Below are 26,311 nucleotides of genomic sequence, written 5' to 3'. Positions count from 1 at the left end.
GAAGGAGCGAGCATTCATGTCCATACATGTGACCGCAGCCCGAAGAGCCGCGGCGGCCCTGGCGGTGGCGGCGGTGGCGTTCACCTCCGCCCCCGCGAGCGCCGCGTCGCAGGACGCGGCCGCGTCCGAGGCGCGCACCCAGGTGACGATCGCCCCTGTCGACCTGAACGGCCCTGCCATCTCGGAGGTGAAGGTCACCGTCACCAACGCGGGACCCGAGCGCCTGCGCCGGCTCAAGGTCACCTTCAACGGCCCCGTCGGCTGGGCCGTGCAGCCCGCGGTGCGCAGCGTCGACGGTTCGTACCAGCCGGGTGCCGCGGCCACGGCGGAGTTCCGGATCCAGGTGCCCGAACAGCGCGCGGGCTTCACCATGCGCACGTTCACGGCCAGCGCCACCTACGAGGGAGGCGACGGCCAGGGCACCGCCACGGGCACGCGGGTCGAGCGCTCCGGCCCCGTGCTGGACCGCCTCTCCGACGCGTACAACAACGTGGCCATCACCGATGAGAACGACACCAAGGCCGGTGACTACGACGGCGACGGCAACAGTTTCTCCGCACAGAAGCTCGCCGCGGTCGGGCTGACGCCCGGAGCGTCCGTCACTGCCCTCGGCGCCCAGCTGACTTGGCCTGCCGCGGCCTCCGGTACGAAGAACAACGTGTCGAGCACCGGACAGGGCGTGAAGGTCGTCGGCAAGGGCAGCAAGCTGGTCTTCCTCGGTTCCGGCGTCGGCAGCGGGGCCACCGGCACGGCGACGGTGATCTACGCCGACGGGTCGAGCACCACCGGGTCGATCGGCTTCCCCAACTGGTCGTTCCAGGACGCCACAGCACACGGCGCGACGCTCGTGAAGTCGACGGACGGCCGCAATCGTCCGGATGGGTACGGCAACGCCGGCATCGCCTACCGGGTCTTCGCCCACTCCATCGCACTGGACCCGGCCAAGCAGGTCGAACTCGTGGTGCTTCCGGCCAATGCCGGCATCCACCTCTTCGACATCGCGTTGGCTCCGTAACACCCCTCGGACACCATGTGCGCCGGCCGGCGGATGACACATCCTCCGCCGGCCGGCGCGGTTGATGAAACATCCCCGTGCCGATAAGGGGCACGGCGGTGTCCGGCCTGGCGGCGGCAAAATGCCGCGAGCGGCGCCAGGCACCCATCGTCATGACGCCGACGACCACCGCGCCCGCGCCCGCGGCCGGCACGGCTCTGGAGTGCGCCAGCGTGCTCTCGAAGTCGCCCAGCTCCAGCGTCAGATATTGCGGGAAACCGAAGTTGTAGGTGCAGGCCAACTTCGCCTTGTTCTCCCGGGCGTAGGCCCGCCGGGCGCCGTCGATCCAGGCGCTGGCCTCTGTCAGCCCGAGAGCGTCAGCGGCGCATATTGAGTTGCGATCAATCGGCGGCCCGGGTGAGGTCTTTGATCCAGATCATCGAGGCGGGGAGTGCTCAATCAACGGCGGATCCGATGATCAAGGAGACGCCTGATGAGCGAGACCATCGTTGAGACCGAGGCCGTGGAGGAGCCGGTCGTCGATGCCGGTCGGTACAGCACGGTGTGTGTTGTTGCTGGTCAGGGCTGTGGTAACAGGGGTTGGTGCCGAAGGTTGAGGCCAGGGCTGTCGGTGACGGCGTTCTGAACGACTACGCGGGCCTCGGAGCTCTCGTAGAAGAACGTGACGGAGATGCCGACGCGCTGGCAGATGCCGCGCACGGCAGCCGTGTTTGCGCCGGAGCCGTCCGATCGCGGTGAGGACCCGGGCCAGCTTCTGCTGGGTCTGGCGGCGATGGCGGCGATGGTGGTCTTGGGTGTTCTCGGGCCGGTTCCGGCCTGGACCGCGGGTTGCGAGGTGTGGTTTGCCGACGGTCTGACCAACCGCCAGCCGTTCGGAGCGCGTTCACCATCGACGGCGGCACTCGGCCGCCGGCCAGCGCGGTCGGCCGATACGCCGTCCGTATGCCCCGTTCCGCCGACCCCCGACGACCACCTACTGGACAAACGGCACGCACTCCTGGTGTCTTCCTGGGTGGGCGGGCAAACGGCCCGGCAGCGGCCCACGGGCCTCTCCGCCGGACTCTTCTTGTCTACTGGGGGCCTCGCCCATGCTCCTCGGCGAGCGGGCACGTACACAGAGCCTTCGCAGCGACGTTGACGCTGCGAAGGCCCTGTGTACGTGCCCGTCCCCTGCCTGCCGCAGGATCGGATGCGCGTGGTCAGACGAGGGCGACGGCGAGCAGGGCGACGGCGGAGCCGGCGAAGACCACCGTGTTGCGGAGGTAGGTCTGCGCGCGCACCCATCGGGGAAAGGCGTCCTCGGCGGCCTGGAGGAACGGCGCGACCTCGACACGAGCGAGCTCCGGGTCGCCCTTGCGGCGGAACGCGGCCTCCACGGACTTCACCGCAGTGAGGTTGCTGTAGACGATTCCCGCGTTCATCAGCAGGACCAGCGAAGAAAAGACCCAGGTCAGCGGCTGAGCCAGAGCGGCGCCGACGAAGTTCAGGGCAGCGGTGCCGATCATCACTGCGGCGACGGTTGCCGGGGCCGCGGTCTCGTGGCCTCCGGCGTCGAAGCGAAGCTTGTTCTCCTCCAGCACCTCGGGGCGGACGTTCTGGCGGTGGAGCTCGGCCACTGCGGCGGCCTTGGCGGCGGGGCCGAAGCGGTGGCGGACCACCGGGATGCTGATGAACGCGATAGCGACCAGCAGCTGCATGACGGCGGCAAGCGTGTTCATGAGTCTCTCCTTCAAACTTTTACTTAGTTCAATTGCCCGACGCGATGAAGGTAGCCGACGACTTGAACAGTGTGCAAGAGCCTTCTTGAACTAAGTACAAGGCGCTGAGTACAGTGAGGGAATGCCACGTGACACCCTGACGACGGACCAGATCGTCCGCACCGCCATCGAGCTCCTGGACACCGAGGGCCTCGAGGGACTGAACATGCGCGCACTGGGCAGGCGACTCGACTCCGCCGCCACCGCCGTGTACTGGCATGTCAAGAACAAGGACAACCTCGTGCTGCTTGCCACCGACCGAGTGTGGGGGGAGCTGGAGCTGCCCGACCTGGCTACGGTTGAATGGCGCACCGCAGCCACCGCTATGGCCACCGAGCTGTTCGCGATGTTCACCCGCCACCCCTGGCTGGTGCAGGCCTTCACCGCACACCTGCTCTACGGGGAGAACAAGGCCCGCCATGACGACCACAGCCTCGCCGTTTACGAGGCCGCAGGCTTCCGCGGCGCCGAGGCCGCCCAAGCCGCCGCTGCCGTCTTCACCTACGTCCTCGGGAACGCGGCAGGCACCGCAGCGACCGCCTCACTCACCCGGAAGCTCAACGCGGACCACAGCACCGCCGAAGAGGAGTTCCACAACGCCATCACCAAGGCCCAGGAGATCGCCGCGCGTTACCCGCGCCTGCGAGCCCGCCTCGAAACCCCAGCAGCGACCGACTACGCCGCCGCTCCCGATCAGACCTTCGAGCGCGGCCTCCAAGCCCTCCTCGACGGGCTGGAGAAGCGACTCACCTCATAGTGCTCCGCGCGGGGATCCGTCCCGAGAGGATCGCCGCCGTACCCGTCTCCCGGCTGGTGGGCATCCGACAGCGGTACGCGCCCGAACTCGCGGCCTTCCGAGCGCACATCGACTCCCTGGCAACCGAACTGGGGCAGATCGCCGCTGTCGAGAACTCCGAGATCGCCCAGGCCCATCTGCAGGCGTCCTACGAGCGCTGTACCCGCGCGACACCGAGGACCAGGCCGTGGTGCGCCCGCTGACCCGCGCCCGATCGAAGTCCCGCTACGAGCGGGCCCGCCTCGCCGCCGGAGCCCTGACCACCCAGGTCCGCGCGGAACGCCGCTCGCGGCGTCTGGGCTCCCGGTCCCTGCCGCACACCGTCGCCGTGCCCGCGAGCTCGACGCCGCTACTGCGGCCGGACCGCGCGAACCGGAAGTCCGGCCCGGACCAGGAGCAGGCGACCGACGTCGCCACGGTGGATCAGACCCGGCGGGTCCTCGAAGCCGCCGCCATCACCGCGGCGGCCATCCGCGACCACTGCATCCCTGGCGACCCGCCGAACCCGGACAAGCCGATGCCGCTCGCGAACCGCACCCTCACCCCCGCCCGGGCCCTCAAATCGCCGCGCAGTTCGGCCACACCCGCCGCCCAGCGGATCCACCACCGCGCCCGCGCCGAAGCCGCACTGCCGTCATCTCCGACTCGGGCACGATTCGCTCACCGATGTTGACGGTGCTGCCGTAGCTGAAGGGACAGGTGCCACGGAGCTGCTCGGCGAGGAAGCCCACCGCGTGGGCCCAGACCACGTTGGAGCCAGAACCCGAGAACGGGAGGCACCCGCCCGCGCCAGGCAACGGCGCGATGGCGGCTGCCACCTACCGTTCCTAAACAGTGTCCAGGAGTGAGCCTTGTACCCACGTCCCGGAACTGCGCGCATCCCGAACGGTTTTGGATGCGCTGGTCCCCCGCGTTCTCGTTGTCCCTGTCCGGTGACGCGCATCGTGTGCACGCTCCGCGACGGGGCGGCGGGTTTCCTCACGCCCTCGGTCACCATGATCGGCCTGGAGGGTCCGATGCCCAGCACCATCACTCTGGTGATGCTGGGGCGGTGCCGTCCGTCGCCGGATCGGGTGCCCGAGGGCGCGTCTGCCAATGGCCACCGAGGCGGCGTCATGGCGAGTCATGCTGCGAGTCTTGCTGATCAGGGGCTTGCGCCAGTGCTGGTCGCCCCACATCGAGGTGTATGCCGGGTCGACGGCGACGATCGCGATGCCGTGTTCGGCGGCCATGGAGACGATGCGGGCCTTGAGCTTGCCGGTGGGCATACCGGAGATGAGTTGCCGGAACCGCTTCTTGCGGCCGTGCTTCTCGCGGGTCTTCTCGGCGGCGAAGTCCAGGTTTTCGATGCCGATCGCCTGCGCGCCGGTCTGCTTGGTCCAGTGCAGGAGGCGGGTGAGGGCGTGCCGGATCTGGGCGTCGCGGTGGTCGGCGGTGCCGGACAGGTCGTAGTGGAAGCGGCGCGGGTCGCCGACCGGGTTGCCGTGCCGGTCGAGCCGGTAGGCGGCGAAGTGGTCGGCGTTCGTGTCGACGCCGACCATGCCCTTGGCGCGGGCGGTGGCCGGCGGCATCGTCTGCACGGCGGGCCTGGTCCACGAAGCGGTGAGATACCAGCGGCCCCGCTCAACGTGGTAGTGGATGCGGTAGGCGACGGCACGGTTGGCCTCGGTGCGGTCGCGCCACTGGTCCCCACGGTGCGCGAACGCGACCTTGGAGGCAAGAACGTACCGGCCATGCTTACTGTTGGCCAGGTGGGCGAGCGGGGCGGGCATCTTGATCGACACTTCGCCGTCAGGAGTGACGCGGATCGTCTCGTTCCCGAAGCGTTTTCCGGACTCGCCGTCCGCGGCGAGGAACCAGCGCCCAGCCTCCCAACGCTGACGCCACTCGCGCTCGGTGAGCTGCGCGGCCTGAAGGTTGTGCCGGTTCTTGAGCAGCCGCCGGCCGCCGCGAACGACACGGACATGTCCGGTCTTCCAGTCGTCGCGGGCCACGTCGAGGCGGTGTTCCAGGGTGGCCAGGCGGCGGGACTTGTGGAACCACTCGCCCTTGGACCGGTACCCGCCCGGCCCCCGCTTGCTGCCTTTCTCCCCGATCGGGAGGGACAGGCGGTGTCGCAGCGTGCGGATACCGGCCTCAAGGTTCTGGACATGGGCGAGCAGGCAGCGTCGGGCCAGGCCGTACTGGTCATGCGTGGCCTTCGTGATCGCACCCGCGATGCGCGACGACGACTGCTCGGTCAGGTCACGCTTGCGGGATGCCCACGCGTCGTTGTCGTGCTTGTGCCCGGCTTCGCAACGGGCCTTGAGGTCGAGGGAGGCCAGGCGGCCCTGGTGCTCGCCGACCAGACGCAACACCTTCTCGTCCTTTGGTGTGAGGTGCTTGAGGCGGTCGCGTAACGCCACACCGGACGGGCCGACAGCAACGAACGGCGGGTCGATGGTGCGGAGCTGCTTCTTGTCAGCCATCGGCAGCCGCCGCTTCCAGTGCCTTCCTGGCACGGTTCTTTGCACTGCGGCGGCCGTACAGGCGGGCACAGAACGAGGTCAGAACCTCCACCATGTCGCGCACCAGGTCGTCTTCGACCTCGCCGTCATCCAGCACAACGAGTCGACGGCCGGTTGCAGCCAGAGCGGCCTCAACGAGTTCGACGTTCATACGGCCCAACCGGTCTTTGTGCTCCACCACTACGGTGGTCACCGCCGGGTCGGCCAGCAGGCGACGGGCCTTGGCGCGGGCGCCGTTCATGCCCGAAGCGATCTCGGATTCGACGCGCACGACCTTATGCCCGGCCTTCGCGGCCCATGCCGACAAGCGTGCGGTCTGCCGCTCCAGATCGGCCTTCTGGTCATGGAAGGAGACACGGGCGTACAGGCCCACGCCACCGGTCACGGACGGTGAGGTGTTCGCATCGATGTTCACCAGGATCGTGCGCGGCCCCACTCGCTCCGCAGGGACCGGCAGCGTGCCCTCACGGAACCAGCGGTACGCAGTACGCGGGGCGACCCCCTGTGCGCGTGCCCATTCCGTCAGGTTCATACACCAGATCATACGACACTCCTGACACCTGAAGGACACTCATGGACACTTAGTCGAGAGCAGTTCCTGACCCCCGTAGCCAGCGCTTTTGCCCCGGGCTCCGGAGGGGCGGCAGTCGGCGTCCCGCCGGTCACCACCGAGCTGCTGCCCGAAGTCGTGAACATCCGGCGCGGGCACTGCCTTCCGAACTGCTGTCGAAACGCTCCTCTGCGACGTGAACAGAGCCACCAGCGGAAACTCAACGGTCATGACCGGTAACGGGTGAGGTCGTTAGGTCGGGCGGTCAGTTGATCGGATGCGTCTGTCCGATTTGTACTCCACCGGGGTTCGTGACCTGTCAGAGGGTCAGGTGGTGAGCGCAAGCGGTGGATCACGGGAGGCCGTCTACGGCTGGAAGTACTCCGACATCAGGCGGCTGACCCATTCGGGCTGCTTGATGTTCACTGCGCGGAACTCCGCCATCGTCGGCTTCAGGTCAATGATCGGGGTGCCGGAGACCGCGTCGAGGCCCACCACTGTCAGTTCGCGGCCGTGGACGGATTCGATGGCGCAGCACGTTACCCCGATGCGGTTCGGTCTGCGGGGGCCGCGGCCGGCGAAGACACCAACGGGCGGGAGGTCGGAGCGGCCGCGGTAGGGGCGGGGTTCGCGGTAGTCGTCGTGTTCCGGGAACTGGTCGAAGATGAAGAGGATCTCCACGTGGGAGAAGCCCTCCAGACCCTGGAGGCACGCCTCGCCGAAGCGCTCGTCGATGGTGATCGTGCTGCGGACGGCACCCCAGTTGTCCGTGTGCTGGACGTCCGTTCGGTTGTTCCGGACTGTACCTATCGGTGTGACCTCGAAGCTTGGCATGGCAAGGTTCTATCTCTTTGGTTGCCGACGGTCACGGAATTCCCCACTTGGAGTGGGTTGAGCGTCAGGCTTCGCCAGAGCCGGTAATTCCCACCCCTGCGCTCGCGATTCCCCATGGGGACGGCGATCGCGGGTAGTGCTGCTGACGAGTGTGGGATCGGGGGAGGGTTCCTGGCGCCCAGGTCTGTCGACGTTCCACTCCTGCGGCAGGATCCCGTTGCAGAAGACACAGACGAAGTCGGCCTCACGCGCGATGTTGATCTGTTGGCAGGATGGACACCGCCGGAAGATCACCTTGTGTGTGAAGCCGGACGGCCGGGCGACGCCGGCGCGATCCAGCGCCTCAGCAACGGCCGGCCACGAGCTGATGTCCGGGCAGTAGCCGGTCGACTGGTTGCTGATCTCATCGACAGCCCACCGACCGGGCTCTGCGCGGAAGCTGATCTCGCCAGCGCTCAGGACTTCATCTCCGCCGGCACATACCACGTGCTCACTACGGCGGGAGGCGAGCCGCAGGACCCCGGCGGCATCGACAACGAAGGTGAAGGGCTCTGCGAACTCCTCCGCGGGCCGGCTCGATGCCCACTCGTCGAAGTCCGCCGGCGAGCGTATGCTCTGGCCCTCGCCACCTGTTTGGATGAGGGTCCTCAGTTCGTCAGGCCCCACGTAGCGATAGCTCCACCCCCGCACACCCATAAGGGCAAACCTAGCCCCATCCGCCGCGAGGACCTGGGGAATTACGGGCTCTGTCGCTGATCTTGTGATCGGGGCTGGTGTCGGTGGTGCCTGCCATCGTGTCCCTGGTGTACTTCGCAGAGTTTCGAGGCGCTTGTTCCTCATCTATCTGGTGTCGTGGTGGAGTTGGTCGAGCGAACGGCGAACGGGATCACGATGCATGCCCGTGTCCGTAGCGCCGATGCGCCGTGCTCACGCTGTCAGAGCACCTCGGCGCGGGTGCACGGCCGGTACCTGCGACGCCTGTCCGACGCGGCGGTCAGCGGCACCCGGGTGGTCATCAAGCTGCTGGTACGCCGGTTCCGCTGCCTCAACAACGTCTGCCCGACGGTGACGTTCGCCGAACAGGTCACCGGGTTAACCAGCCCACACGCCCGCTACACCCCGCTGATGCGCGGGACACTGACCTCGATCGCCCTCGCGCTGGCCGGGCGAGCGGGCAGCCGACTAGCCCACGCGCTGGGGACACCGGCGGCGAAGGACACCCTGTTACGCCTGCTCAGAGCCTTCCCGGAGGAGCCCGTCGGGCAGGTCAGGGTGCTCGGCGTCGACGATTTCGCACTGCGGAAGGGTGACTCGTACGCCACCGTCCTGGTCGACCTGGAGCGACGCCGCCCCGTCGACGTCCTGCCGGGACGCGACGCCGACCCACTGGCCACCTGGCTCCTGGAACACCCCGAGGTGGAGATCATCTGCCGCGACCGGGCCGGAGCTTACGCGGAGGGCGCCCGCACCGGCGCCCCACAAGCGGTGCAGGTCGCCGACGCCTGGCACCTATGGAAAAACGTCGGCGAGGCGGTCGAGAAGACCGTCGCCGCCCACTACACCTGCGTGCGGGCCGTGTTCGAGAAGCCACCGGTCCCTGAACCCACCACCGCGCCCACTGGCGACGACGGCCCCCTTGCCGCATCGATCGGGACACTGGACGTCTGCGGGCGCGAGCGCCGCCTGGTGGTCCGCACCCGGGAACGGTTCGCCCTGGTCCAGGACCTGCTGCACGAGGGAGCCTCGCTGGAGTCGATCTGCCACCAGCTGCAGCTGGACCGCTCGACCGTGCGCCGCTTCGCCCGCGCAACCAGTATCGACGAACTCCTGGTCAAAGCGGTCAACCGGTCCACGATCCTGGACGCCCACCGGCCCTATCTCCACCAGCGGTGGAACGAGGGCTGCCACGACACCGCCGAACTGCACCGTGAGATCACCGCCCTCGGCTTCCCCGGGGGCATCCAGACCGTCCGCCGCTACCTGCGGAACTTCACGCCGTCCGCCCCCACGCCGGCGCCTAGGCCCGCGCCGCGGCCCCGTCGCGTCGTCCGATGGATCATGACCAATCCGGGCAGCCTCCCCGACGAGGACACCCTCTCGCTCAAGGAGATCCGCGCCGGTTGTCCCGAGCTCGACGCGGTCACCGACCACGTCCGCGACTTCGCCGAGATGATGCGCGACCTGCGCGGCGACCAACTGCCCCAGTGGATGGAGCGAGTCGAACAGGACCCCCTGCCCGCACTTCACTCCCTGGTCAACGGCCTTCGTCGCGACCAGGACGCCGTCGTCGCCGGACTGTCCAACCCATGGAGCTCCGGCCAGGTCGAGGGACAGAACACGAGAGTGAAGCTCCTCAAGCGCGCCGGATACGGCCGCGCCAACTTCGACCTCCTACGCAAGCGGATCCTGCACAGAACCTGATCCCCGATCACAAGATCAGCGACGCTTTCCATGGGGACGGTGGTCGCGAGCGGCGGCTCGGGCAGCCCTGGAGCCGGCCTAGACGTGCAGCCAGATCCGCAGCGGACCGACCGGCTCGAAGCCATGGCGGACGGCAACCGCCAGGTCATCGCCGTGCTCGTAGCCGACCACCGGCAGGGTGGGGAACAGCCAGTGCACCGCGTCAAGTACGACCGGCCAGGCCGCGTCAGGGCCGCCGTCCAGAGCGAAGACGTTGGAGATTCCGACCACCTGGTCGCTGCGGCTCGCCACCGCTCCGGCAATCACCCGGCCGCCAGGGGACTGTCCGGCGAGCACGAAGGTGGCCGGGTCGTCTAGCAGTTCGGGCCGGAAGAGGTCTGCGTTGCCGTCCCCGTCGTCCCAGGCGAGCGCCCAGGCGCGCAGCGTGTCCGGGTCGCCCGCCACGTCCCAGGCAAGGTCCGATGCGGTGGCGGGCGCACTCGCCGGGCGGTGGACCCACTGTGCCTCGAACAGCACCTGGAAGCCGGCCTCCGCCAGGTCGAGGTCAGCGAAGCTGTCCTTGACGGAGGCGCCGGGCGCGGTGGTGTCGATCCGGGCTGCCAGCACGGCCGAGTCGGCACCCGGCACCAACGTCACCGCGTCGGGGTAATACAACGGCGTTCGGGCCGGGGCAGCCCAGGCCTGTGCCCTGAACTCACTCGCCAGGTCGTGCGATCGGCTCATCGCCGCGCACCACTCGGCGTTGTTGCGGGCGGCGGCCTGGATCAGGAGCTGCTTCGGCGTCGTCACGAGCGCGGATCATGCTCCATCCCGGCCAGGCCTGTCGAACGGTTTTCCGCTGCCCGCAGGACGGATGCTCCGAACGTCGGCCAGCTCCTGGGGATTACGGGCTCTCCTGCCGTATGTGTGGGTCATCGGGTTGCGAGTTGACGGCCGGGGAGGGTGGGTTTGTCTCCTGCGAGGGTGAGCATGACGAGGGCGATGATGGCGTCGGCGGAGTGGAAGCCGAAGCCGCGGCGGATGATCAGGCGGGTCTTGGTGTTCGTGGATTCGATCAGCCCGTTACTCATCCCCGTGATCAACGCGGCCCGGATGGCGTCGTAGTGCCGGACGATTCGGCGTTGGAGACCAACGAAGGCATCGATGCGGCAGCGTCGGGCCCAGCCGATCCATCGGTCCAGTGCCGTGAGGGCCGCGGTGGGACGGGTCTTGGCCAGGGTGAACACCATCCGCAGGGCCTCCTTGAGGCGCCAGGCGCGGTGCAGGCGGGGGTCGGTGGCTTGGATCCAGGCGAGTTTGGCGATCTGCCGGTCGGTGAGGTCGGCCTCGTTCTTCCACAGCGCGAAGCGGGAGTCCTTCAACGCCCGGGCCCGTTCGCGGTCGTCGGCTTCGCGGCGGGCGCGGTTCCAGGAGGCCCGGCGCTCGGTGTCCAGGGCGTCGGTGGCCCAGGCGACGATGTGAAAGGGGTCCATGACACGCACGGCGCCGGGGACGCGTTCGGCGAGGACGTCGGCGATCCAGCTCGCACCGTCGGCGCTGATGTGAGTGAGCCGCGGGGCGCGTTGCTCTCCCAGGGTGTCGAAGAAGCGGTGCAGGACGTCCTTGCCGTGACCGTCGGCCATCCACACCACCTTCGCGGTGTCGTGGTCGACCACCACGGTCATGTACTTCTGACCCTTGCGGTAAGAGATCTCGTCGATCCCGATCCGGCGCAGACCGGACAGCCGGTCACGATCACGGTCGCGGTCGGTGACGTGCCGCTCGACGATGGCCCCGACCGTCCGCCACGAGGTCCGCATCAGCGCGGCCGTCGCGGACTTGGAACATTCGGCAGCCATCCAGGCCGTCTGCTGGTCGAAGCCTCGGGTGTGTCCCGCACCGTGCCTCGCCCAGGGCATCGATGTCACCGTCGGCCCGTGCACCCGGCAATCCACCCGGGGCGCGTCGGCCTCCAGGAACACCTTCACCACCCCGTGGTCCAGATCCCGCCAGCGGCGCCGGCCCCGCCCGGCGTCGTACCGGACCGCGGGTCTGCGACAGATCCCGCATCGCTGCCGACGTCGCGCGTCGGACCGTACCGACACGATCACACACTGTTCGGACCCGTCCCAGCGGACACCCTCGACCACGGCGTTTTCGACCGTCAGGGTCCGCTTCCATATGCTGAAGGTAGACACGCCGTTTCCTTGCAAGATCAAGCTTGTGACTAGACACCTCAAGCCTTGCAGGAAGCGGCGTGTTTCATGTATCACCGCAGGTCACAGCACCCACACATACGGCAGGAGAGCCGGATTACGGGCTCTGTCGCCGATCACAAGATCAGCGACAGAGCCGAATTACGTGATCGCCCACAGGGGCATCGCCGGAGGAGAGTCCGGGGCAGGCCACCGTCTCTTGGACGAGGCGTGGGTGACCGGGATCCGCGACACGTGCCAGGACGCGGGGGTGGCGTTCTTCTTCAAGCAGTGGGGCGGCCGCACGCCGAAGGCCAGCGGCCCGCGAGGAGAAGAACAGCGTCGCCATAGCCTCCAACGAATCGTTCGGCTGGACCAAGATCTTCGCCGACCCCCGCCTCTGCGCGGCCATCGTCGACCGCCTCACCTTCAACGGCACCGTCATCGAAACCGGCACCGACTCATACCGCCTCGGCAGCACCCGAGTGCGGGCCGAGGAACCCGCCAAGGCCAGCTGACACCTGCCGTCCCACACCAGGCGGTGGAACCATCACCTACTGACCAGCGCGGGCCACGAGTAGCGGCTGGAAGAAGCCCGTCTCCTGCGGCATCCGCCACCCAGGGTCAACAAACCCGGCCTCGGCTGCGAGGCCGGCCAGCCGGTCCCGGCCGAGTGCCCAGTAGGTGGTCCGGCGGACCTGGACGCGCCATTCTCCGCTTGCCGGAAGAAGTTGGAAGTGCTCCAAGTCGTAGTGTTCGCCGTCGTCATGCCAGTGCCAGAGCTGGAAGGTGACGGTTCGTTCCTCGCCATCGGCGGTCCGGTGGACTTGTGGAGGCGTCGAAGCCGGGCGCTCGCGCAGCAGGTCGTCGTAGTGGCGTGTGCTGACCAGCAGCAGGCCGTCGGGACGCAGCACGCGGCGCATCTCGGCCAGGGCGGCGTGTACATCCTGCTCAGTCAGCAGGTGAGGCAGCGAGTTGTCGGCGCTGACGACGGTGTCGAACCGGCCATCAGGAAAAGGGAGGCGTCGCATGTCGGCGGCGGCTGTGCGCAGGCTCAGGCTCCGGCGAGCGGCCTCACGGGCAGCGCGGGCGGCGGCGCGGTGGCTGATGTCGGTCCCCGTGACGCGGTGCCCGCGCAGCGCCAGGCCGATGGCCTGCGTGCCGATGCCGCAGGAACAGTCGAGCACCGTCGCACGATCCTGGCCGATCAGGGCGTCCAGGGCGTCTCCCTGCCGACGGATGCTTGCGTCCCAGTCTGAGTAGATCAGGTGGTAGTCGTCGGCCAGTTCGTCGTAGAAGTGCGCCACCGATGTCTCGGGCATGACCCGAGATTACCGTGCCTGATTCCCCGGAGGGGCTGGTCATCCCCGTGATTGGCGCGAACGCCGTCACTGACGACAGTGCCGTCATGTCCCGTGAACATCTTCGAGCGCGCTGATCGTCAACTGCTGTCGAAGCTCATCGATAAACGCTGCTGCTGAACGTGAATGAAGCCAGTGAGATTTTCTCAACGAAATGATCTCGTGAGGTGACTTGGCCCAGGGGATCCCGCGAGCCGCGACGAGTCCTGCGGCGTCCGGCGGTCGTACTGTCGAACCCGTTACCGGGGAGGACTTCTGATGCGCAGCGTGACCTATTCGATGAGCGTCTCACTTGACGGCGACATCGTCGGGCCGGACGGCGACTTCGCCTGGACGGCGCCCGACGATGAGGTCTTTCGCTTCTGGATCGACGAGATTCGACAGGTCGGCGTCCACCTGTTGGGACGACGGCTGTACGAGACGATGCTGTACTGGGAGACCGCCGACCAGAATCCCTCGCTCGACGACTCAATGCTCGAGTGGACCGCGATCTGGAAGCCGCTCCCAAAGGTGGTGTTCTCCACCACGCTGTCGGCGGTGCAGGGCCATGCCCGCCTGGCTTCCGGCGGCCTGGCGGAGGAGATCGAGCGGTTGCGAGCCGAGCCGGGGGAGGGCGACATCGCGATCGGCGGCGCGACTCTCGCCGCCGAGGCGGCCGCGTTGGGTCTGATCGACGAGTACCGGGCCATGGTCTACCCGGTGCTGGTTGGCGGTGGCATTCCGTTCTTTCCCCAGCGCGAGCGCTGGGTGGATCTCGAACCCGTCGAGACCCGTCCCTTCAGCTCGAGAGTCGTCTACCTCCGCTACCGCGTGGCGCGTTAGCCGGCTCGTCCGCCGAGCCCTAGGAAGAGCGGGCCAGTCAGTGACGTCTTCTCAGCGAAGATCACTTCCAGTGTCTGTTGAGGACGAGGGCGGCGCGGGTGATTCGCCGATTCGGCTTGGGCTGAGGGTGACATGTTGCAGGGTGCGCCAGCGTTGTTTGAGTTCGGCGGCGGTGCGTTCGCCCAGGGCGCGGACGTTTCTGATCAGGGCGTTCGTTGCGCGGGTGTCGGCGCGCAGGGCCTGCTCGGACTGGCCCTTGGGGCGGCGGACGGGCGCCCGGATACCGATGCCCGCACCGATATAGCCCTTGTCCGCCGAAGTCGGCATTCCCTCGGCGGCTGCCTTGTACAGCGCGGGTAGCGCGTGGCGGCGGGCGGCGGTGATATCGGGGGTGGAACCGGGCTCGACGTCGGAGACCCACAACGGGGTGCCGTCCGGGGCGGCTGGGCCCGCCACTCCCGCTCGATGCTCGGCTACGTGCAGCGCGAGGACGGCTGGGACGACAACGCCTCCGCCGGCCTCACGATGAAGGGGCTTGGGGCTGCCGTCCGCTGGTGTGAGCGGACGGCAGCCCCGGTCGGCGCGTGACGCGGATTAGTCGACGAGCCGTTCGATGAGCCAGGTGCACAGCTCTTCGGTGATGGCTGTGTGCGCGGTGGTCGTGGACGAACAGAGGAAGTCGTTCAGCTCGCTCTCCTGCGTGTCCAGTGCGTTGATGTCCGCGTACAGGTCGTCCTGCTTTTCGATGTCGCGGATCGCGACCGCGCTGACCGAGGGGACGAAGCACACGTCCTCGTGCCGCAGGTCCGCCTTGCCGCCGAGCTTCTCCATCGTCTCGGCGAGGATCTTGTAGGTGTGCAGGGTTCCGCCCGGCGCGCCGTCCACTTCCGGGAAGCCGCTGGTCGTGATGGTCTTCTCGGCCTTGGGGAGCCTCCGGTTCAGGTAAGCGGCCGTCACGTCGTCGCCTTGAGCCTGGGTGTAGAAGGTGGTGCCCGGGTAGATCCGGTCGATCCGCAGCGCGACCTCGCCGGGCTTCACGTCCGGCAGGCCGACCCCGTCGGCGCGACCGTTCGCCACGCCGATCGTCATCGGGATCTGTGGCCACCTGCCGACCCGGTCCAGGGCGGCCAGGAACTCCGAGCGCTCAGGGGCGATGCCGATCTTGCCGGTGTCCTTGTCGTAGTGCCGCCACAGCATCTGGCGTGCGGCCGGGCTGTTCATCTGCTTCGCGAAGTCGTTCGGGAACGGGATGAAGTGGGAGAACGCCTGCACACCGACGGGGATGGAAGCGCCGCGGTGCGGGCTGTCGTAGGAGAAGTACAGCGCGGTCCGGTGGTCCATCCGCTGCATCTCCAGTTTGGCGAGTGCGTAGCGGGTGACGATGCCGCCCATGCTGAAGCCGCCGACGACCAGGCGGGCGTCGCTCAGCTGCTCGGAGCGAGCCCGCATGATGGCGGCCTCGGCCGCCTGCGCGTTGTCCAGGATCGAGGCGCTGCGCTCATTGAAGCCGAGCAGGATCACGTCCCTGCCGCGCCGGCGCAGCTCGCTGATGAACGGGTAGCCGCTCTCCAGCCCGTGGTAGAGCGCGTCGAGTTTGCTCCGGCCGAGGTTGAAGCCGTCGGCCATGATCACGGGCCGGACGAGACCGCTGCGGTTGCCCTCGCCGGGGAACACCCAGGCGAAGCCGTTGGGCAGGGTCCACTCCGCGTGCTCCGGTACCTGGATCGCTCTGGCGGGTTCGGCGGTCAGCGAGACCGCCGAGAGTGAACGAACCAACGTTCGGCTCGGTCGTCTCGGGCATGGTTGTACTCCTTGTGGGAGAGGTGGTTGAGACGACGTCATCATGGTGGGCAATTCGGGCGCATCACTCTTTTGAGCTGCGGGTTTCACCACATCTGATGGACTGCGCAAGGGAAGTGTTTAGTGCGTTTGGCATGTGCCGTTGGCCTGTTCTTATCGCTCGTCCGTTCCAGGCCGAATGCCGAGAGGAGCGGCCATGTGACGGAGCAGGGCCGCTTGTCCAGGACGACGGGCGGAGACGATCATTCGGCCATGAGACCCGAAGTGCAGACGTTCGTTGCTGACGGACCGCTTCCCGACTGGGACGCGAGCGAGGAAGCAGTGGACAGGCGTTACCGCCAGCTGGCCATGATCTCCCGACCCGTCACACCCGACGAGGCTGCGGCGTTGGCCACGTGTTTCGGTCCCGATGACTGCTACGGGGTCGCCTGGACGCTCGTGCACCTCATCGAGACGGCCCCCGGTCCGGTGCCGAGGCTGCCGGACTCCTGTCTGGAGGCGGGCGACTGGGACAAGACTCTGCGGGGGCGATGGGCCAGCGAAGAACCCACGACTTGACGGCCTAACTGCATGAGGTGTCTTTCTCCCCGGGAGTCGGATGTAGAGGTTCTATGACGACGGCGGCCGCGGGCCGGGCAGGAGTGCCCTGATGGCGTTGCGGTCCGCAGGCAGGCCTGCTTCGTCGAACCACGAGGTGATGAGGTGGGTATATCGCCAGCACACGTCACGGTCGACGAGAGCAGCCAGGTATCCGTGCTGGGCCGGCGTGAGCTCGGTGCCTTGGTCGAAGCCGGAGGGGAATGCCGCGGCGAGCAGCGGGCCCCAGTCCTCGGCGACGGTGAGGTTGCTGCAGTACGGCACGGAGGCCAAGGCGGCCGGCAGGAGTTCCCCGAAGTCGGCGGCGCGGTCGATGGCCGCTGTCAGGAGTGCGTGCCGCAGGCGGCGTTCGATGTGCGGCAGCGGGTTGCCGGCCAACGGGTCGGTGGCGGTGGGTTCGAGGAACCAGGAGTCGATGGTGGCGGGTTCGAGCAGAGCACTGAGGATTGTTCGCGTTGCTTCGGGGTTGTCGGCGCATGCTGGTGACAGAGCGGCGCATGCTCGGATGGCGGGGTCGGGGTCGGCGAGCCAGCTTGCCGTGTCCTCGCCCCAGGCGCCGATGGTCAGGATCGTGGCGGCGCGTTCACGCCGATCGGTGCTCTCCGAAAGCAGCCGCCGGAGGATCTTGGTGGCTTCTGCGACGCGACCAGCCAGGTCGGGAGACTGGAGGAGCGCGGCTGTAGCGCTGAGCGCTGCCTCTCGGACGGCAGGGTCCGAGGCGAGGAGATGCGGGAGGACGGCGTCACAGATCAGGCCGCGCACGGCGCGCACCGCATCGGTGACGCCCGGCTCGTTGCCGTCCTCCTCGCCGGTCGTCTCGCCGTAGGCGGCCGAGTCCACGATCTGACCCAGCCACTCGAGCAAGGCCGCGCGCAGTGGCCGTGGGCGGTCATCCCAGGCCGCGTAGTCCTCGTGGCTGGTCATGGTGCGGGGATCGTTCAACACCGCTGCGACATACAGCGCGGCCGGCGCCGTCGCACTGTACAAGGACTCCTGGTGCAGGACGGACATGTCCAGCATGCCCAGCGATCCTGCTTGGACCTCCGGGTCCTCGTCCAAGAGCTGGACCAGGCGGTGCGGCGTGTCCTCCGCCGCACCGTAGGCATGCTCCAGTGCAGCCCAGTCGGTGCCCTCGATCACGGAACGTGGATCGGGCAGTCGGCCACCCAAGGCCTCACCGGGAATCGGGTACTCATCTTGCGTCGTCATGCGGAAAGCATCGCCCCTGCCACTGACAAGCCCCGTGGTCGGAGTCCGGGATCTCATCACTGCGCTCGTTGGCGAGGCGAGCCGCCCCTGTGGCGACCAGGTCGTCACAGGCGCTGTGCCAGGGCCCGGCAGATTCCTGGGGCAGTTCATTTGGCTGGGTGGCCGTTTCCACCGAAGAAGCGATCACTGCCCGGGCGGCGGTCGTGTGCCCCTGAGGGCGTTCGCCGCGCGCAGCGCCTCCTCGAGCGTCACGCTCCGGCCACGCCACCGTGAGTGGCGGCAGCGGCGGGATCCTGGGGTTTCACTGCCAGCTGGGAGCGGCCTCAGGCCACGGCGTCGTCCCTGGGCGGCCAGGGCGCCGGCTTCCGCGTAGGAGCGGGCGACGGCGAGGTTCTCCGCCAAGCTGGCGTCAGCGGTGTCCGGTGCAGCACCGGAGCTCTGCCGGTCTTTGTCCTCCGTCGCATCACCCGCCCCGCCCCCCCAACGGGTGCTCCCGGGCTGGCCGCGAGGGCTGGCGCATCTGCGGGGCTGGGAGGCCGCGTGCGAGTCCCGACCCTGCGCAATCACGGATGGCTCCCGACCCGCACTCCATCGACCCTGCCTGCTGCGTGACAGCACGATCACAGCCCAGAGGTTACGCGGGGCGCATACGGAAAGGCTGAGACATGGACCTCAACGAACTTCAGCGCCGCGCCCTGCGCGGCCGGGCCCCTGATCCCGCGTCTGGGTGATGAGCCGCGGGGCCAGGGGCGAGCGCAGTCTTGTCAGAGCACTCACCGTCGAACGTACAAGCCCAGCTCTGCTGCCGCCCGGCTGAATGCTCCGGCCGATCCGGCGACGCCCCTCTGCCGTGTGTGCGGCGCGACCGCCGTCTGCTCCGGGGTGGCGCGGATCAGGGCCGGGCGTGCCCGGGTGAGGATCTCGTCGCTGTGCTGGACTACGCCGAGATCGTGCATCTGCTGGCTGGGCTGCGCCTGAAAGCCCAGGGCTTGTTCGCCACCGGAGTCGGCCGGGTCGCGGAGGGGGCGGGACGTGTCCCGGGCCGCGGACCCGGCCGGAGTGGCCGGGGGAGCCGGAGGATGTGGTTACTTGCCGATCATGAACTCGCTGACCTTGAGCGGGCGGTTGACGATGCGGACGTCGCCGATCCAGCCGTGGAAGATCTGGTCGATGCTGCCGCCGTACTCGTAACCGCCCAGCAACCAGGGCAGGTTGAGAGTGGTCAGGCCGATGGCTACGGTCGAGGGGTTGTCGACCGTCTCGCAGCCCTCGACGTACATGACGGTGCGGCGGCCGTCGTTGACGACGGCGAGGTGCCACCAGGCGTCCTCCGGGAGGGCGTGGCCCCAGTTTGTGGATCCCTCCGTGAGGTTCGTCGGATAGACGGCCCACTGGGGTTCGCGTCCGCTGGAGAGGCTGAGGGTGACGATGGGCTCATCCGGGTCCGTGTTGCCCGTGGACTTGCCGGCCTGGCCGGCCTCGCCCCAGCGGCTGAGCAGGGCCATCCACGAGTTGTCGTCGGACGACCACGTGGTGGGGACCTTCACGAACGCCTCGAAGGTGTAACCCTGCTTGAAAGTCTCGGAGTTGAGCGGGGCCTTGTCGCCGGTCGTCAAGTAGGCGCCGTGCAGCGGGTTCTTGCCGCCGGAGAAGAGCAGGCTCCCGTGGCCGGGCTGGTCGGGGTGGTGGTCGTCGGACCAGACCAGCGCGTCGCCCGCGGAACCCGGCACGGTCACCAGCGTGCTGAGGTCGTTGCCGTGGCCGGACAGGTCCGGGATCCGCTGGCCGGAGGCGAACGCCGAACCAGGCTTGCCGCCCTGGTCGAAGCGCCAGTACGCGAGCGTACCGGGCACGATCATGCGCTGCGCGGATCGCGCGGGCCGCACCGGGACGGGAATGAAGCCCGAGAAGCGCTGCTCGAAGTCGATCGCCACCGAGAAGTAGTCCACGGGCGAGGTCAGGCGGGCCATCTGTCCGGCGAGCACGTTCCGTTCGGCGGACTTCTGGTCCAGGATCCACGGCGCCATGGTCTCGACGTCGATTGTGTTCCGGTCGAGGTCGAAGTGGTACAGGCGGATCATCGCCGCGCCGCCGTAGTAGCGGTTCTGGTAGTTGGTGATGTGGACATGGACATCGTTGTCGGTCGTGTTCTTCATCGTGGTGCGCGCGGGCGGCCAGTAGTGCCCGTTGAGCGTGAGGAAGATCTGGTCGTTGTCCTTGATCAGCTCGTCCCACATCTTGTGGCCGAAGTTGCTCAGCACGGCGTCGTCGTCCGGGTTCCCGTAATCCTCGGGGTACACGTCGTCGGTGTAGTTCGCGTTGGCGATCTCGTGCGTCGTCAGGATCACCGGCATGTGAGGGTGGTCCTTGATGACCTTGTTCGCCCAGGCGAAGCCGGCCGCAGACGGCCGCCAGTCCATCGCCAGCAGCAGCCACTCGTGGTCGGCCGCGCGGAAGACGTGGTAGGTGTTGTAGCCGTCCGGCGACGCGCCGCGGAACGACGGCGACTTCTTGAACCGCTGCGGGCCCAGGGTCTGGAGGTACGGGGTGCTGCCGCGCTGGTCGTCACCCCGGACGTCGTGGTTTCCCGCGACCACGCTGTAGGCGGCGCCGCCGCGGTCCAGCATGTCGAAGACCTGGTCCATGTGGGCGAATTCGGCGGCCGTGCCGTTCTCGGTCAGGTCGCCGAGGTGCGCCATGAAGACGATGTTGTCGCCCTCCGCGTTCGCGTTGTCCAGGATGTACTGGAACGACGCCTGCAGGGGCTCGGGCTTGATGCTGTCGCCGAAGAACAGGAACTGAGTGTCGGGCATCACAGCCACCGTGAACTGACGGCTCTCGGTGTCCGGCCTCCATCGCCCGCGCTGCCGCGCGGCCGGGTTGCCGGAGGCCGGGCCGGACGTGGCCGGCGCGGCGGCGAACGCGGGCGCCGCGCTTCCTGCCGTGAGGGCCGCGGCCCCTATGCCCGCGAGCCCGGTCGTCTGCAGGAACGACCTACGGCTGCGGCCGGCCGCCCCGCCGGCCGACAGGTCATCGGCGTCATGCTGATCATGGTTGCACATCTATCCTCCACAGGCCCCTGCGGCGACTGTTCGGCCGGAGCGAGCGAGTCGCACCGTACGGGGGATCGGCCAACGAGCGGAGAACGTTCCATGAATCGCCTGCATCCGGAAAAAGCAGCTCGCACCAGGCATTTCACGGAATCCATGTAGTCCGGGCACGGGGCGTCCGGGGGAGTCCCGGGGGAGGTGTGGCCCCGTCTCCTGTGGCGCGACAAGGGGTGCGGCCGGCGTGAGCAGGGCTGGGGACGTCGATGCCGTCTTTGACGTGACCGGCTCCGAGCCCGCGCTGAGCGTTGATGGCTGGGACCATGTCGTCGAGGTCAGGTCGTACCTTCACAGGCTGCGCCGGCCCGGTGGTGACCTCACTCCGAAGCCGATGCTGCTACCGGGCAACAGCGAGCGACGGCGAGCATATGACGCTCTGTCACACTCGCTTGCACTCTGGGAGGGCGTTAAGACCGACCGGCAAATGGATTACTTGAGGCGGCGTGTGGTGGGGCGCTGATCCCAGCGATAGTGAATGGTGGCGTGGCGGATCAGCATGCGGAGAGTGACGAGTGCTGCGGCCAGGTGGAGGTAGAACTCGACGACGGTGCTGCTCTTCTCGGTGCAGCGTCGTAGCTTGCCGTAGCTGTTCATCCACGAGTGCGTTCGTTCCACGACCCACCGCTTGCCGGCCTGGATCGGGGCGGGCACGCCCTTACGGGCGATCTCACCGGTGAAGCCCAACTCCCGGAGCAGAGCGCGGGACGTGTTGCTGTCATAGCCCCGGTCGAGATTAACGTTCACGTCCTCCGGCAGTGGCCCGACCTGGACCATTACTGCGTGGAGAGTCGGTCCGAACAGGGGCGAGTCATGGCGGTTGGCTCCCGCCGCGACCAGGCCGAGCGGGACGCCGCGGGCATCAGTGGCGACCGAGCGGTTCAGGCCCCGCTTCCCGCGGTCCACCGGGGACCGGCCCGCACTCTGGCCACCACACGGGGCCTTGGTGATGCAACCGTCCACGGATATCTCGGACAGTTCCAGGCCGATCATCCGGTCGTACGCCTCCAGAGCGAGAACGTGCACCACTTCATCCCCTGCTCAGCCCACTCTTTGACACGTCGACGGATGGTCCGGTCAGAACATCCGGGGCTGGAAACCCGTTCGTAGCCCGAGCCGTGGACCAAAGCGAGCACCACATGCTCGAACACCGTCCGGTCGGGGACATGGCGGCGGTGGCAGCCAAGCGGGTGGCCCGCGGCGAACTCCTCCCGAGCGGGCAGGAGCGCCACGAACTGGTTCCAGGGGGGTTCGAGCAGGCAAGACGGCAGTGCGGGCACGGCCGTCCTTCGTGATCACTGAGGGTAGAGAACTCCATGATCACGTAGGCCCGTGCCCGTTCTGATGCTCATCCCATCTCGCGGGCACCTGCTGCCGGGCCGGTCTGAGAAAGAAACTCAGTCACCCGTTGCCCCGTCGGTCCGCTCCCGCAGAAAGTCGGCGTGGCCGTTGTGGCGGGCGTACTCCTGGATCATCAACACGTAGACCCAGCGCAGGCTGAGGGAAACTCCGCGAGAGGACATGAAGGTCTCGTCGAGGTCGTGCCTGGCCGCCGCCGCGTCGCACGCTTTGACCTCGGTCTGGAACAATCCGAAGTCTCTCTCCGCATCGGCTGCGTGAACTCCGTCGAGTCCCTCATTGCCATCTGACGGGCCGGTGAAGACATCGCCGATAGCCTCGCCTGCGAAGCTTCGCCGGAACCACCATCGCTCTACCTCCGCCATGTGCCGGACCAAGCCAAGGAGGGTGAGGTTCGACGGCTCTACGGTCGTCTGCGCCAATTGGGCCGGCTCAAGCCCGGCACACTTGGCCAGCAACGTTTCCCGGTGCCAGCTCAGCCAACCCTCCAACATGTGACGCTCAGTTACGGTACCCAGGTCGCCTAGGAGCGTGTCCCAGTAACCCGCACCCCGCCTGCGGTTCGTGATCATTCGTGCGGGATGATCACGGTATGCGTGATCGGGATGGGCTGTTCGAGATCGAGCCGGGTGAGAAGAAGCAGCCGCAGGGTCGTCCCGCGGCGGTGGACAAGACGTTCCGGGCGTTCGACCCGCACCAGGTCCTGCTGCTGCCGCCGTCGCTGGAGGACTGGCTGCCGGAGGACCACCTGGCCCGGTTCGTCGCCGACCTGGTCGACGAGGTGCTCGACCTGTCGCCGATCCTGGCCGACTACACCGAAAAGCGCGGCTACCCGCCCTACGACCCGCGGCTGATGGTGCGGCTGCTGATCTACGGCTACACCACCGGGGTGCGCTCCTCGCGGGCGATCACGCGTAAGTGTGTCGATGACGTCGCGTTCCGGTTCCTGGCCGCCGACCAGACTCCGGACTTCCGCTCGATCGCCCGGTTCCGCCGCCGCCACCTGGACGCGCTCGCCGGCCTGTTCCTGCAGTCGCTGCACCTGGCGCGGAAGCTGGACATGGTCAAGATGGGCCGCGTCGCGCTGGACGGCACCAAGCTGGAGGCCAGCGCCTCCAAACACAAGGCGATGAGCTACGGCCGCCTGATCGGCAAGGAAGAGCAGATCGAAGCCGAGATCGCCGCCCTGGAGGCCGCGGCCCGGTCCCTGCTGGACGACGCCGAAGCAGTCGATACCACCGAAGATGCCCGGTTCGGCGTGGACGGCAAAGAGGCCGACCTGCCTGCCGAGCTGGACCGGCGTGAGAAGCGCCTGGCCAGGCTGCAGGCCGCCCGCGCGCAGATCGAGGCCGAGGCTGCCGACAAGGCCCGCCGCCACGCCGAGGACAAGGAACGCCGCCGTCAGGAGCGCGCCGGGACCAGCGACGAACGGGCCGTCACCGACGCCGGGCAGAAGGCCGCCGCGAAGGTCCGGCCCAAGCCCAAGGCCCAGGCCAACTTCACCGACCCCGACTCGCGGATCATGAAGAACAGCGACGGCGCCTACATCCAGGCCTACAACGCCCAAGCTGTCGTCGATGAAAAGCACCAGGTCATCACGGCCGCCGACATCACTACCAACGCCTCGGACGCGCTGAACTACACCCCGATGCTCGACCAGTCCGCGCAGAACACCGGCGTCCACCCCAAGCAGGCCCTCGTCGACGCCGGCTACTGCTCCGAAACCAACCTGGAAGCCGCCCAAGAGCGCCAACTCGCCTGCGGCACCGACACGTTCATGGCCACCGGCCGACTCGGCCACGACGAACAGGTCCCGCCCGCGCCCCGCGGACGCATCCCTGCCAGCGCCACCCTCAAGGAGCGCATGGCCCGCAAACTGCGGACCAAGCCCGGCAAGGCCGCCTACAGCCGCCGCAAAGCCATCGTCGAACCCGTCTTCGGCCAGATCATGACCTGCCAGAACGGCCGCCAACTCCTCCTGCGCGGTGAGGACGGAGCCCGCGGCGAGTGGCGACTGTTGGCCGCCTGCCACAACCTCCGCAAGATCTTCCGACACGCCGGAACCGCAGGACTCGCCGCGGCGATCAGCTGACCAGCCCGGTCAACGGCCCCCTTCAGGCCGATCCCCAAGCCGACATAACCAGGCCACCCGCCTCAGCAGGCACCCAGCGAGCAACCACCGATCTCACCGTCACGATCACCAGCCGATTGCCCGTTACCGGGACACGCTCCTAGCTGCTTGGTGCGCTCGACCGGTGGTGCTGTCCATGTCATGGATCCACCCTGCACCGCCATCTTGGAGGGTTCAAGCAGGCGAAATGGCAGGTCCGTGGACCGTGGCCGTTCTGCTGCCCCCGTCGCCTCCCGGGCGCCTATTGCCGGTCGGTCTAAGCCTGAATCCACCGGCTGTCCCGGGTCCTGTGGATAGAGAAATGAAGAGAGGTGCCTGCTGACCTGCGAAGATGGGAGTTACCACACCACCATCACGCACTATCAGCAAGGCACCTCGTAGATGAAAGTTTCCCACACCCCGGCGGCGGTCTCCGCTGCGTTCGATGACCGGAATCTGATCGCGTATGCGGGGCTGGTCCCGGTGATGCGGCTGGCCGAGCGGTGCGGTCTTTCGCGCCTGGTGGCCGAGAAGGTGAAGCTGCCCGGGGCGGGCAACGGCGCGGGTGCGGCGGCGGACGCCAAGGTCACCAGCATCGTGGGCGGTATGGCCGCAGGCGCGGACAGCATCGACGACCTTCGCCTGCTGCGGCACGGTGCGATGCCGGCCGTGTTCGACGGTATCCGTGCCCCGTCCACGCTGGGCACGTTCCTGCGCGCGTTCACCCACGGTCATGCTCTCCAGCTCCACGCCGTGCATCGCAGGTTCCTCGGCGCGCTGGCCGCACACACGCCGCTGCTGCCGGGCGCCGGTGTGATGGCGTTCATCGACGTCGACTCCACTCATAAACGGGTTTACGGGCGGGCCAAGCAGGGCGCGGAGTACGGCCGGTTCAAGGGCATCCGCACTCTGCACCCGTTGCTCGCCACGATCTGCACCCCGCACTCCCGGCCGGTGATCGCCGCGGTCCGGATGCGACGCGGCAAGGCAGCAGACTCCCGAGGCGCCCCGAAATTCGTGAGCGAGGCCCTGGCCACCGCCGCCGAGGCGGGCTGCACCGGCATGCGGATCCTGCGGGCGGACTCACAGTTCTACAACGCCGGTGTGATCGCAGCCTGCCGCCGGGCCGGAGCCCGCTTCTCCATCACCACCGGCATGAACCCGTCCATCAAACGGGCCGTCCTCAGCATCCCCAACCAGGCATGGCAGAAGATCAGTTACCCGAACGCGGTGGAAAATCCAGACACCGGTGATCTCATCTCGGACGCCGAGGTCGCCGAGATACCCGCATACACCGCGTTCGCCAGCCGCAACAAGAGTGAGCGCGTCACGGCCCGGCTGATCGTGCGCCGGGTCCGTGACCTGGCCAAACCCACCGTCGTGGGAGAACAGGGCGAGCTGTTTCCCGTCTGGCGCTACCACCCCTTCTTCACCGACAACCCCGCCGGGACACTCCAGGCCGAACGAGAACACCGCCACCACGCGGTGGTGGAACAGGTCATCGCGGACAGCAAAGCCGGAGCTCTGGCCCACCTGCCCTCCGGGCACTTCCACGCCAACTCGGCCTGGCTCATCTTGTGGGCGATGGCTTACAACCTGCTGCGGGCCGTCGGAGCACACACCTCGGCCTTCCACGCGAAGGCGACCACCGCCACGCTCCGGGCCCACCTGGTCCACGTCCCGGCCCGGATCGCCCGCTCAGCACGGCGCATCACCCTGCACCTGCCCCACAACTGGCCCTGGCAGCAAGCCTGGACGCATATGTTCGCCATCACGCACGGCCCACCGGGACTGATCTGACACCCCTGTCCACCCCGCCCTCAAGGCCCGACCGGAACCGAACCCGTGGAAAAGCTGGGCAGACCAGCAGATACCACCTGCCCCAAACCGAGCAC

21 protein-coding genes and 5 pseudogenes are annotated in these 26,311 nt (G+C 67.9%); 13 read left to right on the top strand and 13 right to left on the bottom strand.

Features of this window, described 5'->3' with window-relative positions; translation table 11 throughout:
* Positions 1 to 16 precede the first annotated feature (16 nt).
* Together OG395_RS08070 and OG395_RS08065 are read left to right on the top strand one after the other, a co-directional pair.
* Positions 17 to 1,015, top strand: coding sequence for an NEW3 domain-containing protein (locus OG395_RS08070; protein WP_327242264.1), 999 nt, complete (start codon positions 17 to 19; stop codon positions 1,013 to 1,015).
* A gap of 472 nt (positions 1,016 to 1,487) precedes the next feature.
* Positions 1,488 to 1,640, top strand: coding sequence for a hypothetical protein (locus OG395_RS08065; protein ID WP_327242263.1), 153 nt, complete (start codon positions 1,488 to 1,490; stop codon positions 1,638 to 1,640).
* 574 nt (positions 1,641 to 2,214) lie between these two features.
* Here the strand turns inward: OG395_RS08065 and OG395_RS08060 are convergent.
* A complete protein-coding gene (locus OG395_RS08060; RefSeq protein WP_327242262.1) occupies positions 2,215 to 2,733 on the bottom strand; it encodes a hypothetical protein in 519 nt (172 codons plus the stop codon).
* A 121-nt stretch (positions 2,734 to 2,854) separates the two neighbouring features.
* On the opposite strand from OG395_RS08060, the gene OG395_RS08055 reads away from it, so the two are divergent.
* From OG395_RS08055 to OG395_RS08045, 3 genes are read left to right on the top strand one after another with little or no spacing between them, the layout of a single operon-like run.
* On the top strand, positions 2,855 to 3,529 hold the full coding sequence (locus OG395_RS08055; RefSeq protein WP_327242261.1) for a TetR/AcrR family transcriptional regulator: 675 nt from the start codon (positions 2,855 to 2,857) through the stop codon (positions 3,527 to 3,529).
* Entirely contained in the window at positions 3,529 to 3,771 is a 243-nt protein-coding gene (locus tag OG395_RS08050) for a hypothetical protein (RefSeq protein WP_327242260.1), read from the top strand. The genes OG395_RS08055 and OG395_RS08050 overlap by 1 nt, the downstream gene beginning before the upstream one ends.
* Complete coding sequence (locus OG395_RS08045) at positions 3,756 to 4,241, top strand: hypothetical protein (RefSeq protein ID WP_327242259.1); 486 nt, start codon at positions 3,756 to 3,758, stop codon at positions 4,239 to 4,241. The genes OG395_RS08050 and OG395_RS08045 overlap by 16 nt, the downstream gene beginning before the upstream one ends.
* A 154-nt stretch (positions 4,242 to 4,395) precedes the next feature.
* Here OG395_RS08045 and OG395_RS08040 read toward each other — a convergent pair whose 3' ends face one another.
* The 3 genes from OG395_RS08040 to OG395_RS08030 all read right to left on the bottom strand — a co-directional run bounded on the left by OG395_RS08040 (position 4,396) and on the right by OG395_RS08030 (position 7,459).
* Positions 4,396 to 6,036: an IS200/IS605 family accessory protein TnpB-related protein gene (locus OG395_RS08040; protein ID WP_327242258.1), complete on the bottom strand. Its 1,641-nt coding sequence runs from the start codon at positions 6,034 to 6,036 to the stop codon at positions 4,396 to 4,398.
* Complete coding sequence (locus OG395_RS08035; RefSeq protein ID WP_327242257.1) at positions 6,029 to 6,607, bottom strand: IS607 family transposase; 579 nt, start codon at positions 6,605 to 6,607, stop codon at positions 6,029 to 6,031. Before OG395_RS08035 ends, OG395_RS08040 begins: the two co-directional genes overlap by 8 nt.
* Positions 6,608 to 6,991: 384 nt before the next feature.
* On the bottom strand, positions 6,992 to 7,459 hold the full coding sequence (locus tag OG395_RS08030; RefSeq protein WP_327242256.1) for an SAM-dependent methyltransferase: 468 nt from the start codon (positions 7,457 to 7,459) through the stop codon (positions 6,992 to 6,994).
* A gap of 891 nt (positions 7,460 to 8,350) precedes the next feature.
* Between OG395_RS08030 and OG395_RS08025 the strand changes: the two genes are divergently transcribed.
* A complete protein-coding gene (locus OG395_RS08025; RefSeq protein WP_327249275.1) occupies positions 8,351 to 9,880 on the top strand; it encodes an ISL3 family transposase in 1,530 nt (509 codons plus the stop codon).
* Between the two features lie 78 nt (positions 9,881 to 9,958).
* On the opposite strand, the gene OG395_RS08020 is transcribed toward OG395_RS08025, so the two are convergent.
* Both OG395_RS08020 and OG395_RS08015 read right to left on the bottom strand, forming a co-directional pair.
* Positions 9,959 to 10,669, bottom strand: coding sequence for a hypothetical protein (locus OG395_RS08020; protein WP_327242255.1), 711 nt, complete (start codon positions 10,667 to 10,669; stop codon positions 9,959 to 9,961).
* Positions 10,670 to 10,791: 122 nt separating this feature from the next.
* The gene (locus OG395_RS08015) at positions 10,792 to 12,057 is read right to left on the bottom strand and encodes an ISL3 family transposase (RefSeq protein ID WP_327241463.1); all 1,266 of its coding nucleotides are present in this window, start codon (positions 12,055 to 12,057) and stop codon (positions 10,792 to 10,794) included.
* Between OG395_RS08015 and OG395_RS08010 the strand changes: the two are divergent.
* A pseudogene (locus OG395_RS08010) lies at positions 12,041 to 12,358 on the top strand (DUF5131 family protein); the annotation flags it as partial. The gene OG395_RS08015 and the pseudogene OG395_RS08010 overlap by 17 nt on opposite strands.
* Positions 12,359 to 12,377: 19 nt before the next feature.
* Positions 12,378 to 12,572: pseudogene (locus tag OG395_RS08005) on the top strand (ATP-binding protein); the annotation flags it as partial.
* Positions 12,573 to 12,608: 36 nt separating this feature from the next.
* On the opposite strand, the gene OG395_RS08000 reads toward OG395_RS08005, so the two are convergent.
* Positions 12,609 to 13,376 (bottom strand): class I SAM-dependent methyltransferase, encoded by a 768-nt coding sequence (locus tag OG395_RS08000; RefSeq protein ID WP_327242254.1) that lies wholly within the window; start codon positions 13,374 to 13,376, stop codon positions 12,609 to 12,611.
* Positions 13,377 to 13,673: 297 nt separating this feature from the next.
* Between OG395_RS08000 and OG395_RS07995 the strand changes: the two genes are divergently transcribed.
* Positions 13,674 to 14,237 (top strand): dihydrofolate reductase family protein, encoded by a 564-nt coding sequence (locus tag OG395_RS07995; RefSeq protein ID WP_327242253.1) that lies wholly within the window; start codon positions 13,674 to 13,676, stop codon positions 14,235 to 14,237.
* A gap of 61 nt (positions 14,238 to 14,298) precedes the next feature.
* Here OG395_RS07995 and OG395_RS07990 read toward each other — a convergent pair.
* Positions 14,299 to 14,675: pseudogene (locus OG395_RS07990) on the bottom strand (transposase family protein); the annotation flags it as partial.
* A 27-nt stretch (positions 14,676 to 14,702) separates the two neighbouring features.
* Here OG395_RS07990 and OG395_RS07985 point away from each other — a divergent pair.
* The gene (locus OG395_RS07985) at positions 14,703 to 14,825 is read left to right on the top strand and encodes a hypothetical protein (RefSeq protein ID WP_327242252.1); all 123 of its coding nucleotides are present in this window, start codon (positions 14,703 to 14,705) and stop codon (positions 14,823 to 14,825) included.
* A 6-nt stretch (positions 14,826 to 14,831) separates the two neighbouring features.
* Here the strand turns inward: OG395_RS07985 and OG395_RS07980 are convergent.
* Positions 14,832 to 16,038: pseudogene (locus tag OG395_RS07980) on the bottom strand (esterase/lipase family protein).
* A 251-nt stretch (positions 16,039 to 16,289) separates the two neighbouring features.
* Between OG395_RS07980 and OG395_RS07975 the strand changes: the two are divergent.
* The gene (locus OG395_RS07975) at positions 16,290 to 16,595 is read left to right on the top strand and encodes a hypothetical protein (RefSeq protein WP_327242251.1); all 306 of its coding nucleotides are present in this window, start codon (positions 16,290 to 16,292) and stop codon (positions 16,593 to 16,595) included.
* Between the two features lie 51 nt (positions 16,596 to 16,646).
* Here OG395_RS07975 and OG395_RS07970 read toward each other — a convergent pair whose 3' ends face one another.
* From OG395_RS07970 to OG395_RS07955, 4 genes and pseudogenes are all read right to left on the bottom strand, one after another.
* Positions 16,647 to 17,843 carry a HEAT repeat domain-containing protein gene (locus tag OG395_RS07970; protein ID WP_327242250.1) on the bottom strand — a complete coding sequence of 399 codons (1,197 nt, stop codon included), beginning with the start codon at positions 17,841 to 17,843 and terminating at the stop codon, positions 16,647 to 16,649.
* 1,085 nt (positions 17,844 to 18,928) lie between these two features.
* Positions 18,929 to 20,905, bottom strand: coding sequence for a LamG-like jellyroll fold domain-containing protein (locus OG395_RS07965; RefSeq protein WP_327242249.1), 1,977 nt, complete (start codon positions 20,903 to 20,905; stop codon positions 18,929 to 18,931).
* Positions 20,906 to 21,379: 474 nt separating this feature from the next.
* Positions 21,380 to 22,227: pseudogene (locus OG395_RS07960) on the bottom strand (IS5 family transposase).
* Between the two features lie 117 nt (positions 22,228 to 22,344).
* Positions 22,345 to 22,800 carry a DinB family protein gene (locus OG395_RS07955; RefSeq protein ID WP_327249274.1) on the bottom strand — a complete coding sequence of 152 codons (456 nt, stop codon included), beginning with the start codon at positions 22,798 to 22,800 and terminating at the stop codon, positions 22,345 to 22,347.
* A 170-nt stretch (positions 22,801 to 22,970) separates the two neighbouring features.
* Between OG395_RS07955 and OG395_RS07950 the strand changes: the two genes are divergently transcribed.
* Both OG395_RS07950 and OG395_RS07945 read left to right on the top strand, forming a co-directional pair.
* Entirely contained in the window at positions 22,971 to 24,398 is a 1,428-nt protein-coding gene (locus tag OG395_RS07950) for an IS1182 family transposase (protein WP_442818744.1), read from the top strand.
* Positions 24,399 to 24,818: 420 nt separating this feature from the next.
* Entirely contained in the window at positions 24,819 to 26,216 is a 1,398-nt protein-coding gene (locus OG395_RS07945; RefSeq protein ID WP_327242073.1) for an IS1380 family transposase, read from the top strand.
* Positions 26,217 to 26,311 lie beyond the last annotated feature (95 nt).

The sequence above is a fragment of the Streptomyces sp. NBC_01320 genome, assembly GCF_035974375.1.
Classification (GTDB): Bacteria; Actinomycetota; Actinomycetes; order Streptomycetales; family Streptomycetaceae; genus Streptomyces; species Streptomyces yanii.
This window is presented reverse-complemented; position numbering and strand designations above follow the sequence as displayed.